The sequence below is a fragment of the Bacillus sp. NTK071 genome (genome assembly GCF_017303315.1).
Taxonomy (GTDB): domain Bacteria; phylum Bacillota; class Bacilli; order Bacillales; family Guptibacillaceae; genus Guptibacillus.
The window spans coordinates 1-14,004 of the sequence record NZ_JAFKOI010000031.1; the positions used below are offsets into that span (position 1 = coordinate 1).

At 39.6% G+C, this 14,004-nt stretch carries 15 protein-coding genes and 1 pseudogene; 6 read left to right on the plus strand and 10 right to left on the minus strand.

Annotated features, from left to right (window positions below):
* Positions 1-408: 408 nt before the first annotated feature.
* The 7 genes from JI666_RS20665 to JI666_RS20695 form a co-directional block, all read right to left on the minus strand.
* A complete protein-coding gene (locus JI666_RS20665; RefSeq protein ID WP_206894966.1) occupies positions 409-1,299 on the minus strand; it encodes an alpha/beta fold hydrolase in 891 nt (296 codons plus the stop codon).
* Positions 1,296-1,583, minus strand: a complete 288-nt coding sequence (locus JI666_RS20670; RefSeq protein WP_206894967.1) for a DUF3784 domain-containing protein — start codon at positions 1,581-1,583, stop codon at positions 1,296-1,298. Before JI666_RS20670 ends, JI666_RS20665 begins: the two co-directional genes overlap by 4 nt.
* 432 nt (positions 1,584-2,015) lie before the next feature.
* Positions 2,016-2,309 carry a TIGR04104 family putative zinc finger protein gene (locus JI666_RS22025; protein ID WP_206894968.1) on the minus strand — a complete coding sequence of 98 codons (294 nt, stop codon included), beginning with the start codon at positions 2,307-2,309 and terminating at the stop codon, positions 2,016-2,018.
* A gap of 57 nt (positions 2,310-2,366) precedes the next feature.
* Positions 2,367-2,936, minus strand: coding sequence for a DUF4825 domain-containing protein (locus tag JI666_RS20680; RefSeq protein WP_206894969.1), 570 nt, complete (start codon positions 2,934-2,936; stop codon positions 2,367-2,369).
* Positions 2,937-3,081: 145 nt separating this feature from the next.
* Positions 3,082-3,483: a VOC family protein gene (locus JI666_RS20685; RefSeq protein ID WP_136946247.1), complete on the minus strand. Its 402-nt coding sequence runs from the start codon at positions 3,481-3,483 to the stop codon at positions 3,082-3,084.
* Between the two features lie 46 nt (positions 3,484-3,529).
* Positions 3,530-3,961 carry a VOC family protein gene (locus tag JI666_RS20690; protein WP_136946248.1) on the minus strand — a complete coding sequence of 144 codons (432 nt, stop codon included), beginning with the start codon at positions 3,959-3,961 and terminating at the stop codon, positions 3,530-3,532.
* 263 nt (positions 3,962-4,224) lie between these two features.
* Positions 4,225-4,650 carry a VOC family protein gene (locus tag JI666_RS20695; RefSeq protein WP_206894983.1) on the minus strand — a complete coding sequence of 142 codons (426 nt, stop codon included), beginning with the start codon at positions 4,648-4,650 and terminating at the stop codon, positions 4,225-4,227.
* 188 nt (positions 4,651-4,838) lie between these two features.
* On the opposite strand from JI666_RS20695, the gene guaC reads away from it, so the two are divergent.
* The 6 genes from guaC (at position 4,839) to JI666_RS20725 (ending at position 9,988) form a co-directional block, all read left to right on the plus strand.
* The gene (guaC, locus tag JI666_RS20700; protein WP_206894970.1) at positions 4,839-5,822 is read left to right on the plus strand and encodes a GMP reductase; all 984 of its coding nucleotides are present in this window, start codon (positions 4,839-4,841) and stop codon (positions 5,820-5,822) included.
* Between the two features lie 391 nt (positions 5,823-6,213).
* Positions 6,214-6,543, plus strand: coding sequence for an HMA2 domain-containing protein (locus tag JI666_RS20705; protein ID WP_206894971.1), 330 nt, complete (start codon positions 6,214-6,216; stop codon positions 6,541-6,543).
* Positions 6,540-7,070, plus strand: coding sequence for an HMA2 domain-containing protein (locus tag JI666_RS20710; protein WP_206894972.1), 531 nt, complete (start codon positions 6,540-6,542; stop codon positions 7,068-7,070). Before JI666_RS20705 ends, JI666_RS20710 begins: the two co-directional genes overlap by 4 nt.
* The gene (locus JI666_RS20715) at positions 7,067-9,196 is read left to right on the plus strand and encodes a heavy metal translocating P-type ATPase (RefSeq protein WP_206894973.1); all 2,130 of its coding nucleotides are present in this window, start codon (positions 7,067-7,069) and stop codon (positions 9,194-9,196) included. The genes JI666_RS20710 and JI666_RS20715 overlap by 4 nt, the downstream gene beginning before the upstream one ends.
* Positions 9,145-9,717, plus strand: a complete 573-nt coding sequence (locus tag JI666_RS20720; RefSeq protein ID WP_206894974.1) for an HMA2 domain-containing protein — start codon at positions 9,145-9,147, stop codon at positions 9,715-9,717. The genes JI666_RS20715 and JI666_RS20720 overlap by 52 nt, the downstream gene beginning before the upstream one ends.
* A 25-nt stretch (positions 9,718-9,742) precedes the next feature.
* Positions 9,743-9,988 carry a hypothetical protein gene (locus JI666_RS20725; RefSeq protein ID WP_136946255.1) on the plus strand — a complete coding sequence of 82 codons (246 nt, stop codon included), beginning with the start codon at positions 9,743-9,745 and terminating at the stop codon, positions 9,986-9,988.
* Positions 9,989-10,075: 87 nt separating this feature from the next.
* On the opposite strand, the gene JI666_RS20730 is transcribed toward JI666_RS20725, so the two are convergent.
* The 3 genes and pseudogenes from JI666_RS20730 to JI666_RS20740 form a co-directional block, all read right to left on the minus strand.
* Positions 10,076-11,623, minus strand: coding sequence for a glycosyltransferase family 2 protein (locus tag JI666_RS20730; RefSeq protein WP_206894976.1), 1,548 nt, complete (start codon positions 11,621-11,623; stop codon positions 10,076-10,078).
* Positions 11,620-12,720: a tetratricopeptide repeat-containing glycosyltransferase family 2 protein gene (locus JI666_RS20735; RefSeq protein ID WP_206894978.1), complete on the minus strand. Its 1,101-nt coding sequence runs from the start codon at positions 12,718-12,720 to the stop codon at positions 11,620-11,622. The genes JI666_RS20730 and JI666_RS20735 overlap by 4 nt, the downstream gene beginning before the upstream one ends.
* A 97-nt stretch (positions 12,721-12,817) precedes the next feature.
* Positions 12,818-14,004 (minus strand): annotated as a pseudogene (locus tag JI666_RS20740) (collagen-like protein); the annotation flags it as partial.

Consider the following 14,004-nt stretch of genomic DNA (forward strand, 5'->3'; position numbering starts at 1 on the left):
GGGTTCAGTTAATGCAAGCAAGATGTAGAAAGCAGTTTCGGTCATAGGTATGTATGTTTTTTCAGGCTTTTTCATTAATCTAGCCCCTTTTTCCATTTTTAAGTATGTCACACCGTGACATAAAGAGCGATAATATTGAACAAAAACATTAAAGTTATCTAACCTTCAAAATTCCTCAAATCAGTAAACTTGCCTTGATCTGGGGATAAAGGCAACAGAAAGACCATTGTGGCCGCTAGGTGAAAGAGTTGGATCACACTTCTATCAACTTATGACCTAGTCAGTAATCTAAGTGAAATTTGTAAATTACAAAAAAAGGAGGAACCTCTAATTTTCCGGAAGTTCCTCCTTTTATAGCGATCTTATTAAAATAAAGCTCCGAGATCATTGAAGATCGTTGATCGTTATTCAGTTCCTTAAAGAAACTCTTTCTCGAGCCTCCAAAAATGACTTAGTTAGCTTCCTGATTTGTTCAGGTTGCTCAAGTATTGTCCAATGTCCGCTTTCCTTCACTTCTACAAGTTCAGCATTCTTCAAGTGCTTCATTACATTTTTTTCAATGAAAGCTGTAGATAAGATATCGTGCGAGCCCTGAGCAATTAATACGGGTAAGTTTTCAATTTGATCAATAGAAGGAAGAAGATTGTATTCCTGTTCAATATCTCTGCTTATTTTGTTAAGTGCTCGCTTATTATATTGAATTTCTTTTTTCTTAGTTAGCGTTTCGACTGAATAAACGTAATAAGGGTCCATTAGAATATTTACCTTTTCGGATACATTTCCTCCTAGAGCTGCAACAAGCGAGTAATAACCTAGTTTCATTTTTTTATAAGAACCCATTTTTTGAAGAAGGGTCTTTTTAAATGTTTGGTAGTCTATTGAGGATAAGCCAATAGCAGCAGTAAGAATGAGTTTATGAATATTGAATGGATACTTCGCTGCGTATGATAGAGCCAAAATACTTCCCCACGACTCGCCGAAGAGTGTTACTTTATCTAGGTTAAGTGACGTTCTTATTAGCTCAAGATTATTGATTTCATCTTCTAAGGAATAATGATCAAGTTTATCCCTTTCTGACTTACCGCAACCTGCTTGATCATATAATATAACTTGATAAGATTCAGCTAATGGCTCCATATGTGGTAAGAAGTATTCTAGACTCCCACCTGGTCCTCCGTGAATAAATATGATTGGATCTCCCTGACCTTTGATGGTGACAAATAGAGATTTACCATTTATCTCTAGATATTTTTCACCAAAAGTACACTCCCTTTGAGCAGTGCGTTTATTAGTTGTCATCTATCAAGCAGTCTCCTATTAATAAAGATATACACCGCAGTAAGCAATACCAACATAGCCACAACAAGCACAGTTCCTTCGTTTGCATAATTAAAAGCACTATTGAAGACCACAATTAAACCTAATGGAAGAAAAAAACCCATTCCCGTGATGGTTCCTAATAAAGATTTGTTTTTTATCATTTTCTCATTAAAACCAGCTAGCAACCAAGTTTGTTTTTTTACACCGACCAAGTAAGAAATCACCAACAGAGCAATACCGATAATTAGCAATCCATAGTCCATAACTAACTCCACCTTTCATAGTCGTAATACCTTTTATTTTATCTACGTATCAACTGCTGAAAGGTTTCCAAAATATTACTTTCACAAACGAATTTAGTTAATTATCTCGAATTCAAGTCTTCCACAAAACTGCCCTTTTATGGAACATTACTTCTGCTTCCTTTCACCATAATTATGACGGTTTTGGCTGCTAGTTACCTTGCGAATGAGGGTTCAGATTAGTAAGTAATTTCGCACGAAAAAAGCAATTCAATTATGGATACAACTTGTGTTTATGTACTCCAAAAATGAACTACTTAAAATTTCCGGCATCCTCTTTCATCTCTATTCTAATACACTATAAAAATAAAAACGGACCATAACCTATCAACTTTGAAGGGGGATTTTCCTACAGAAGACCTCTATCTAAAACCAACCTCTTGCTTAGATCAACTACCAGAGGGGTTCATCCTCGTTGCTTAGTTGAATATAAAAAGGTGATAAAAGAATAGTAATACAGAAAATAACCAGGCTAAATGCAAGATAAAAAGAAAGCGACATATTGATTACTATTGAACAGGCAAGAGGAATAAGGACAAGCATCGATGTTAGACTTGAACGTTTCCTCGCTTTGGGCGTTAAGTATTGTTTCTTATTGCAGTTTGGGCAAGTAGACTTATAGTTGAATGTTAATTTCAGCGATTCACTCCACCGCCATTCGTATCCACAATTTTGGCATACTGGCATGCTATTCCCTCCCAAAACCTTTTCTCTTCTACTCAGTTACTTACGAATTAATTCATTTCATTCCACAAAGTATTTCTCATCATTTTTACCCATCTCTTCTATTTCATCTTGATGGCTTTTTACGAATTCCTCGACTACCTTTTCATCCCATATCTCGTCCTCTTCAGGGAATTTATTAAACTTCTTTGAAAGCACTTCTACCATTCGTTCTCTCGTTACGCTCACATCTGAACCTTCTATTCTGAAACTATATTCTTTAGCATTCGGTACTAGAATCGTTAAATAGATCGCATTAAAATAGAAGTTCTTATGTTCGGAATTCTGTCCGTTAAACCAATGAGAGTCAAACGATTCTTGCGAAATACTTTCATCAACTCCATACGTCACACTGATCTTCTCACCTGTTAAATCCAGGTGGTTTACCGTCTCACCACCTGCTAACTCGCGAAGCAAAGCGGAGATATTTGAATTATCACCAACATACGTACCGCTATACGCTAGAATAGCATCGATCTTAACGTCTTCGATTGCTTTAATATCTGGCTTATCTTGAGACGCAACTGAACAACCTGAAAGAAGTAGGATTGCTAGCATGACATAGATGACTCCTTTATGTCCTGTGACCATTTGAAACTCTCTCCTTACTAAAATCGTATGTATATCTCATTTACGAGGGAAGAAACCATAAAGTTTCATACTCATAGGAAAAGGTAACTCCCGTGAATACGAGAGTTACCTTTTTCGACCTTATTAACCTAACTTAGCGCTACATCTATTGAGGCATACGTTCCATATCCATGTATAAAATATTCCACCGATGACCATCTAAGTCTACGAAGCCAGCCCCATAAAGCCAGCCTTCACTTTCAGCAGGTTCACCATAGATTTTACCCCCAGCTTGTTTCACTTTGTTAATTAACGAATCAACATCATCCTTACTTTTAGCCCCAATCGAGAAAAGCACTTCCGTTGCTTTCTCAGCATCCCTCACTTCATGATGAGTAAAACTCTGAAACCTGCTTTCTTCAAAAAGCATGACCGTCGATTCCTTATCGCCGATTACAACCCGTACGCCATCGCCAACAGCTTGAACAGAAAAGCCAATCTCTGTGAAAAACGCTTTTGATTGTTCAAGGTCTTTCACTGGTAGGTTAATCCATAGGCCAGAAAACATTCTGAATCTCCTCCTCGAAATGGAAAACTTTCACATACGAAAAGCCTCAAATCTTACTCTGCTGAAGCTTCATCACTTGGTCTGTATGAAAAGGTGAATCTTTCACTTCGTTCACGACACTAAATGGATTCCCATCAAGGTCATAGAAATCAAAGCACGTCATCCCACCAAATTCCTCAAGAGCTGTGGTCCTCACGCCATTTTCATTAAATTGAGTATATACACTGTGGATATCGTCTACTAAGAAATTGAAGTACGCATTTCTTTTATTTTCATTAACATTAAACTCAGAAGACGCTACTTTCTCAACCTGTACTAAACCTAACTGCGTAGAACCATCTGAGAAATAATAACCAATTCCTTTCTCAGATCCCTCTCCCCACTCTTGAATTTTTCTCACACCAAGATTTTTCTCATACCATGAACTTGCTTCCTCTAAATCCGTTACAGGTATAAAAACACTTCCAACTCGAAACATATATACTCTCCTCATAAATGAATTAACGATACATTTGATAAGGCCCTTGAAAAATAAGTTACTCCCATTTAATTAGGCTCTTTTCTCATAGATTGTTGCTTTTGAAAGAATTTTTGTATAAAAAATCAAATTTGGCTGAATGGAGCGGCGCTCGACTCCTGCGGGACTAGCGGGACAGGTGAGACCCCACAGGCGCAATGTTTTGTGCGCCGAGGAGGCTCACCGCCTCACTCTTATAGCAACAAAGTATACGAAAAGAGCCTTTAATTAAGATTCGGAGCTAAGTACTTCTCTTTAAAATCAGGACTCACTTCACTCCATACAACAAACTTATTACCATCAAGATCATAGAATACAAAGTTCCGCCCAATGTGTCCTCTATTCTCAATATCTCCTACTCTTATCTTCTTCTTAATAAACTCGTTTCGAATGCTTTCTAGAGCCTGTATCCCATCGACCTCAAACGTCATTGAAAAGCATTCATTCCCTTCATTGTCATAGAAATTAGAGCTTTGATCATCTTTTGCTTTCACCAAAAAGAGACTTTGATTAGCGATGTTAAGAATCGCTTTACTACTGTCCTTATAGCTCATCTCAGCTTCTAAGTTTGTAATATACCATTCAGAGGAAGTCTCTACATTTGATACAGGGATATAAGTTGTACCAATTCTAAGTAGCTTACCCACTATTCCATCTCCTCCTGAATTTCATTCCTCTGTTACTGTTCAACCTTTATTACCTAAAATCCTTCCATGTCTCTCTATCACACAGGAGTTTAGAAATGCTTTGACATCTAGAGAAAAATACTGTAAATTATCAAATGGACGAACATTCAAATTAAAATAAAACGTATTATTCGTTTTTAGGAGTGATTCTCATGGAAAACGTATTTGATTATGAAGATATTCAATTAATTCCCGCGAAATGCGTCGTAAACAGTCGATCAGAATGTGATACTTCTGTTACGCTTGGCAAACATACATTTAATCTACCAGTTGTTCCTGCTAACATGCAGACCATCATTGATGAAACAGTCGCTGTTTCTTTAGCAGAAAACGGATATTTCTATGTCATGCATCGTTTTGAACCAGAGAAACGAATTGGATTTATGGAAGATATGAACTCGCGTAACTTAATCACCTCGATTAGCGTTGGTGTGAAATCGGAAGAATACGCATTTATTGAACAATTAGCCGAGCAGAACCTTGCACCCGACTACATTACAATTGACATCGCTCACGGTCACTCGAATGCGGTGATTGACATGATCGGACACATTAAGGAGCACTTACCTGAGAGCTTTGTAATTGCAGGAAATGTTGGAACTCCTGAAGCAGTGAGAGAATTAGAACACGCTGGTGCCGATGCTACGAAAGTAGGGATTGGTCCAGGTAAAGTTTGTATTACGAAGATTAAAACCGGCTTTGGAACTGGTGGATGGCAGCTTGCTGCACTTCGCTGGTGTGCGAAGGCTGCAACGAAGCCTATTATTGCGGATGGCGGCATTCGTACGCATGGTGATATTGCTAAATCCGTACGATTTGGTGCATCAATGGTTATGATTGGTTCCCTGTTCGCAGGACATGAAGAATCTCCAGGTGAAACGTTTGAAAAGGACGGCAAGCTTTTCAAAGAGTACTTCGGATCCGCTTCTGAATTCCAAAAAGGGGAAAAGAAGAACGTGGAAGGCAAGAAAATGTTTGTTGAGCACAAAGGCTCCCTTAAAGACACATTGATTGAAATGGAACAAGATCTTCAATCTGCAATCTCTTACTCAGGTGGAGACAAATTAGAATCCATTCGAACGGTAGATTATGTCGTTGTGAAGAATTCCATATTTAATGGCGATAAAGTTTACTAGAATTTTATAACGAGAAAAGCAGTTGCTATAGTAGCACTGCTTTTTTTATAGATTCTCTTCTAAAAGATTGTTGTTTTGAAAAAAATGTGTAATAAAAAAACACACTTAGCTAATTGGAGCGGAAGGATGCTCGACTCCTGCGGGACTAGCGGGACAGGTGAGACCCCACAGGCGCAACGTTTTTGTGCGCCGAGGAGGCTCACCGCCCGCCCCGCGGAAAGCGAGCATCCTGGAGCGGAAATTATCCCGCACTTATAGCAACAGGGTATAAGAAAAGAGCTTTTTATAAAAACGACGTTCCTTAACAAAAACAGGAAAATATGTACTTGTTATTTCATTCTGAATTGTTTTACTATTAAGTTATTATACTTTTTCTGTAAAGGAGCCTCTTATGCTGTCAAAAGTGAAACAGGCCTTAATTATGAGACGGTTAGAGAAAATGCTTTCCAACTATCAAATTAATGTGATGCATTATATTCCAGGTCGAATTAGAATTTCCTCACCTTACTGGACAGGAAACTCAAAGATCATCGAAACATTAATGCCTATTCTCAAAATGGAAGATAAAATCCTTTCTGTTCGACATACTCCAGAAACGGGAACGCTCTTAGTGGAATATGACGCCACTCCCGACGTTCAATCAGCTCAAATAGAGGCATGGTTCGAACTCGTTCAGAAAGTCCATAACAACGTAATCACTAAAGAAGTGACTCATTTATGATGCAAACACTAATCGGTTTAGGCGCGTCACTAATCGCTCCGACCCTAATGAAGAAGTTAAAAGATCAGAAAGTTCAAGTTGTTCATGCGATGCCAGGACGCGTTCGATTGCAAAGTCATCATTGGAAGAACGAACAAATTGCAAGTGCACTCGAAAGCAAATTCTCAACGATTCCACTGGTGAGAAATGTAAGCGCATCCGGAATTACTGGTAGTTTATTGTTAGAATTCAATAGCGATCACCTGACTCCTGAACAATTCGATGAAATCGTTCAGCTAGCGGTTACTACTTCTACAGAATGCTATCGCTACATAGATTCTAAAATGAAGAATTCGATGAAAAAAGGCGTGCATTCTGTTGATACGATGATAAAGAAACAAACAGGTGGAAATGCGGATGTTGAATCTTTATTAGTACTTGGATTGCTTTTTAAGGGCGCGACAGGATTTACGACTAATCCAGCATTTGCAAGTAGTTTATTGTATTGGGCATATACGCTACTGACAAGGGAGGATGGCAGATCGTGAACACCTTAATCAGGATAAGGCACCAATTGCCTGGTCGAACCAGGCTTCACCTACAAAACGAATGGAATCCAGGTACACTTGAATCCATTGTTCGGTCCTATCCAGGGGTATTCTCTGCCATCTACAACACTGAAACGAAATCAATACTCATTCATCATGATTACTCGATTCACGCTAGGCAACTCGTACGATATGTTCAACAATTCTCCGCCCCAAAAGAAAACAAATTCAGCTATAAACAGGAATTACTGTTTGGTGTATCAGCCCTAGTCGTTGACCTTCTCTTTCCTGCGAGAAGCTTACTTGGTTATAAACAACTTCTACGTCCAGGAGCCATTCTTAGTGTTTATGCTTCTAGAAACATCCTTCGTAATGGTGCTGGTACCCTTCTTCATGATAAAAAACCGAACGCTGATACATTGAGTTCAGCAGCTATTCTCGCTTCTCTCCTGAAAGGTAATCCACGTTCAGCGCTTGTTATTCTTTTCATGTCAACACTAAGTGAAATGATCACAGAACTAACAGCAAATAAAACGAAAAACTATGTAAGAGATATGATGAATCTTGATATATCAACCGTTTGGAAAATCGATCGAAATGGGATTGAAAAGAAAGTTTCCATGCAAGAAATTAAACCTGGGGATGAAATCGTCGTGTTTGAAGGTGAGAAAATCTGTGCAGATGGGACGATCAAAAAGGGATCAGCAAGCGTTGATGAATCGTCTATAACTGGGGAATACATCCCAAAAGATGTCCATCACCAACATGAGGTTTATGCAGGAACGATTGTCACATCCGGCAACCTCCATATACTTGTTGAGCAAGTTGGAAATCAAACAGCCGTATCTCGCATCGTGAAATTAATTGAAGACGCCCAGCAGAAAAAAGCACCTATTCAATCTTATGCAGATCAGTTATCTGAACGATTAGTCCCCCTATCCTTTTTGCTTGCTGGCGCTATCTTTCTAACCACAAGAAGCTGGGATCGTGTCTTAAACATGTTAGTGATTGACTTTGTATGTGGAATTAAGCTTTCTACGGCAACTGCCATTTCTGCTTCCATTGGAAAAGCAGCTAGAACCGGTGCGTTAATCAAAGGTGGCGAATACGTTGAGAAGTTAGCTCAGTTGGATACCGTTATTCTAGATAAAACAGGAACGATTACAAAAGGGAAGCCAGTAGTGAAACAAATCATTCCATACACCGGTTTCTCAGAACGTGAAATCCTTCGATATGTAGCATCTGCAGAAGAACACTCCTCTCATCCTATTGCAGAGGCTATGGTTAACTTAGCAAAAGAATGGGATCTTACTTTACCTGAACACGATCATGAGCAAATCGAACAAATCGTCGGCCACGGCGTCAAAGCAGTCATCGGTGACAAAGAAATTCTAGTCGGTAACAGGCGCCTTCTATTAAAAGAAAAGGTTGAGCCCGCTGGTTTGAAGTTCATTAGCAAATTAGAACATAGAAGCAATGCGGTATATGTAGCGATTGAAGGGCATGTTGCTGGGGTTATCGTAATTGAAGATGCGATACGTGATGGAATGAAGAGAACCATTAACCGACTCCGACGTGAAGGTGTAGATGAAGTCGTCATGATAACCGGTGATAAACATCAAGTTGCACAGGAAGTTCATCAAGAACTTCAACTGGATCACTTCTATGCAGAAGTCCTGCCTCATGAAAAGGCAAGATATGTAAGAGATTACAAGAATGCTGGTAATACCGTCATGATGGTAGGAGACGGCATTAACGATGCTCCTGCACTTGCTTATGCCGACATAGGTGTCACCATGGGCGGAAAACGAACAGATATTGCAGTCGAAGCAAGCGACATGGTTATCACGTCTGACAATCCGTTGTTATTAGGTGAAATGGTGCAGCTGTCCAAAAAGACGATGAGCACGATTCAACAGAATTTCACCATCACGATTGCTGTTAATAGTATTGCCATCATGCTAGGTGCATTTGGAGCAATTGCTCCTATAGTTGGTGCTGCAATTCATAACGCTGCAACAATAGGCGTTCTACTGAATAGCACGAAATTATTGTTGAAGGAGGAGCGAGTGCAATGGAAGCAACCTTCGCTATTGCCCACGACATCCCTGGTCGAATCCGCCTGATCATTCCAGCATTAATTGACAAACAAGACCATGAACAAATTAGTCAGTTATTTTCTTCAATCAAAGGAATTGAGGAGGTACGAATCGAACCTCTAATACAATCAATGGTTATTTCTTACAACACGAGTAATATGAACAAGAAAATCATCCTGCGTTTTATTAGCCTTTTCTTTAAGCAAACGATGTTTGATCCGCTAGATGATTTCATGGTGACGATTACTCCAGCACTTAGAAAGAATTTTCTACGGTCTCTCGTAACAGGATTTCTATTGCTACTAGCTTATTTAAGGAAATCGTCCGTTGCGACACCTGGATTTCTCGATTATGCTGTCGTCATTTCCACCGCCTATACCGTGCTTTCTCATGGACAGAATAAGCTACGGCATCCTGATGTGATAACTGGAATTGTCAGCATGCTATCCTTAGGCACTGGTAACATCCTGCACGTCGCCACTTTAACGTGGGCTGTGAACATTATCGAATTACTCAATGATATGAATAAAAGCAAAGCGCTTTTATAATAAATCACTTCTAGGAGGAATTTAAATGGTTATGAATAAAGATTTTCTAATGGGCTTTGTATCAGGTACTGTCGTAGGTGCTGTCGGTTACCGTATTTATGAACAGAATCAGGGACAACTGTCGCAATTAATTCAAAACCCGGTTTCGAATGGAATGCAATCTCTACAACAAGCATTTCCTCAAAAGCAAGAACTTACTGTAGAGGATTTAATTCTACAAAAAGAACGGCTTGAAGATATGATCGCTGAGAAGAAAGTGAACAATAATTAAGCTCCCTATGTCTATGTATTAAATTTTTATCTTTCTAACTAACAAGGGTGCACTGCTTTTTAAGCAGTGCACCCTTGTATTAATCATCTACTCTTTCCACTCCACAAGATTAGGGTGTTCATCCAAAATAGATAAATAATGGTCAAAAGATCCATACTTACCTTCAGGATCATGCTCCATATACCGATTGAACTTTTCGATTCGATCTTTGACTTTCATCCATCCTAAATGCTTCAACCTAAGGTTTGAAATACTATTAGGAAGTGAGAAAATATTATCAGGGAAACGGCCGCAGTGTACCGTAGTTTCTTTCCAGGTTACATTCAAATCTTTACGGTATTTCATTAAAAAAGGTCTGTATGTTAAGTGTGCGTTCCAATAGAAATCTTCACGATAATGGCTCTCATTCCAGAAATCAAATAGCCTAAAACTGATGACATCGCTAGTATTATTTTCTAAAAGATTATGAACTTCATTCTTAAATCGTGATTCGAAGATTTCATCCGCATCTAAGTTTAAAATCCAATCAGGTTCTACTTTAATTGTCTCTTTCCATTGTTGTTTACGAAGCTCAACTTCATTTAGAAACTTAGATGTTTGGTTCTCAATCATGTGGACCTTTACATCTTTTAACGTATCAAGACACACCTGTACAGTGTCATCTGTACTTCCGTCATCAATAATGACTGCTTGATCGATATAATGGGCATGCTCCTGCAATACTTTTCTAAGGTATTTGTCACTTTCATTTCTAACGATCATTGATAACGTAATTGAAGGTAAATTCCTTTTGGCAAACTGAACTTGTTTCTCTACTGTTGGAGAACGTTTGGTTTCTTGAAGAAAGTTTATCCCTTCTTCTATGTCCGATTCTCTATAGATGTGAAAGGCAGGTGTATGCGTATCAACATAAAGCGAGAATCCTAAAGAAGCTGCTCGAATGCAGAAATGACGATCTTCCCCCCAAAAGGTAAGATTATAGATTGGATTGAAATTCACACCTGACACAAGGGCAGCTGCGCTTATAAGAGTACAAGCACCCAACCCACCTACTTGATAGATCCCAGGTTCTTTCATCATCTTAATAAACTCTGAATAACGCCTTTGCACTTCTTCATCAGAAAGATTTTCTCCACGTTTTTGATGCCACTGGTTGTATTCATCTGTCATCCAAACTTGCGGTTGTGGAGACGATTCAGGTTGCCATTTCGTCCAGAAAACTTCAGAAATAATATTTTTATTTGCTTTAATAAGATTTTGGATCGTTTCAGGATGTATTAAAAGATCTGAATCGATTAGAAATAAGTAGTCATATTTATCTTTCCTAGCAGTTTCTATGATTTGATTCTTGAAATCTGCCACTTTCCATACTAGTTGTTCACTCCATTGATGCGTAATATCATTACGATGGTAGTTATCCTTTGTATGAGATGAAACGATTCTAACATTACCAGTTTGATGGTTAAATTCGGATAATAGGTTAATTGATTCTACATCCACATTATCATCTATGAAAAGAAAAGATATTTCTATATTTTGTGTGGATAGTCTGCTTAAAGAAGTAAGAAACAATTCAAGAATATGTGGTTTTTGATGAACGGGACAACCAATTAACACTCTTTTATTCTGATTCATTCCTTTTTACCTTCTGCATGACTCATCGATAGTAATTTTTCTTCTAGATACTTCTTGTTGTGAAGAACAGCTGAATCTTTGGGACGATACTGGTACGCGATCTCGTTATGATGATAGGCCAACACATCATTTCCCAGACGATCATAACAAACGCATAGCTGAAGATTCGGTAACCAAGTAGTAAAAGCATGATCGTGAAATCCCCAATTAGGCCCATCCTGTTTATATTCAAGTGCCTGTTTATACCAGTAAATAGACGAATTGATTTGTTCTCTGGATAGAAAATAGAAACCAAGACGACAGCAGAATTCAGGTCTTGGTTGATCATATCTGAATGATCTTAGGACAGATTCAAGTTCTTTATCTGATTCTCCCAGATGGTGATAACAATCAGCTAATCTGCCGCATGAGGCAATATTGTCCTCAATCCATCCTTCACCCGTTAAAAGAAATTGTTCATAATAGCTTATCGCTCGCTCATACATGTGATGGTCCTTCAATTCATTTGCGAAGTAGAACAAATCTCTGGGAATAAATGTATGATTTTGGCTCAATTGATTTTCATATATTAATAAATTGCGAGACGCATCGCGCTTTTCACTTTGATGTGTAACAGATAAATCGCTGTTGAGGATGACTCCTGATACTTCTAAATATTCATGCACAACACCACGCCACTTGAATTGTTTTTCTCGTTTTACTAATCTGTTTCGACGTATACTTGATCTCACATTACCATAGTCATCGAATCCTAAAATATAATTCATCGATACAGAATCTACTTCTGAACTCAGAGTCTTCTTAAGATCCATTAATTGTTTCTGGTCTTTTTCCATAATGACATCATCTGCATCCAACCAAAGAATATATTCCTTCGTCGCTTTCTCAAAAGAAAAATTACGAGCCTCTGCAAAATGATCAACCCACTTAAAATGGAAGATTCGATCTGTGTATTTCCTAGCAATATTAATTGTTTCATCTGTTGAACCTGTGTCAATAATATTTATTTCATTAACTACGTTTGAAACAGAACTTAGGCAGCGTCCCAATGTCGCTTCCGCATTTCTTACTATCATACATAAGCTAATCGATATCAATAGACTCACCTCAACACTGAAAATGAAGTTCACATAAAAGTATATGAGACAGCTACATGTCTTACTAATAAAAACCAGGTGATAATAGTCGCCTTATCTATATCAACCTGATCACTGTCATAGCTGCTGAGTTAGCACCTGTGGCCCCTCCCTGGTTAGCTGCAAGGTTAACTGTCCCTGGTCCACCTGTAGTAGTATTTACTAAGGTTAGTGTACTTCCTATACTAGCGGTGAAGACGGTTGACCCTGTATTAAGAGAGTTTCCAGAGGATGTTCCATAACGCCCACCTGGTAGAGCTACGCCATTTAAACGCAACTCGAATTGGTTACTTTCTTTAACAGAAAGACGCCAAACTGCACGATAAGTTCCTGCTGCAGTAAATAAAATGATAGATGTCCCTGCAACATGGGTTATGGAAGTTCCATTTATTGGACCATTTGTTCCAAATGTCACTGCACTACCAAAAGCTACAGTTTGATCACTTGTTTCATACGTGAATAAAAAGTGGGATATACCTCCAGAAGATCCGGTGGCTCCGGTTGCACCTGTTGCTCCTGTTGCTCCCGTAGCCCCTGATCCTGTTGCTCCCGTTGAACCGGTTGGTCCGGTTCCTCCTGTACTTCCCGTTGACCCTGTGGCTCCTGTTGCTCCCGTTGAACCGGTTGGTCCTGTTGCTCCAGCTCTACCCTCTCCAGTTGCCCCCGTAGAACCTGTAGGTCCCGTTGCTCCAGCTCTACCCTCTCCAGTTGCCCCGGTTGCTCCGGTTGCTCCTGTTGAACCGGTAGTTCCGGTGACACCAGTAGAACCGGTTACTCCAGTAGAACCTTTCGCTCCAGCTTCCCCTGTGGCCCCCGTTGAACCGGTTACTCCGGTAGTACCTTTTGCTCCTGTTGCTCCAGTTGCTCCAGTCGAACCTGCTGCTCCTGTTGATCCCGTCTCTCCGGTTGAGCCGGTGGCCCCAGTAGATCCGACGGTTCCCGTTGCTCCTGTTGGTCCGATAGATCCAGTTGATCCAGTAGGTCCCGTTGCTCCTTTTGTTCCAGTGGATCCAGTTGCCCCGGTTGATCCTGTAGTTCCAGTTGCTCCAGTCGAACCTGCTACTCCTGTTGATCCCGTGGCTCCAGTTGCTCCGGTCGAACCTGCTACTCCTGTTGATCCCGTGGCTCCGGCTGAGCCCGTCGCTCCTGTTACACCGGTAGTACCTTTTGCTCCAGCTTCTCCCGTGGCTCCCGTATTTCCTGTTGAACCGGTTGGCCCAGTTGTTCCAGTGACTCCGGTTGTTC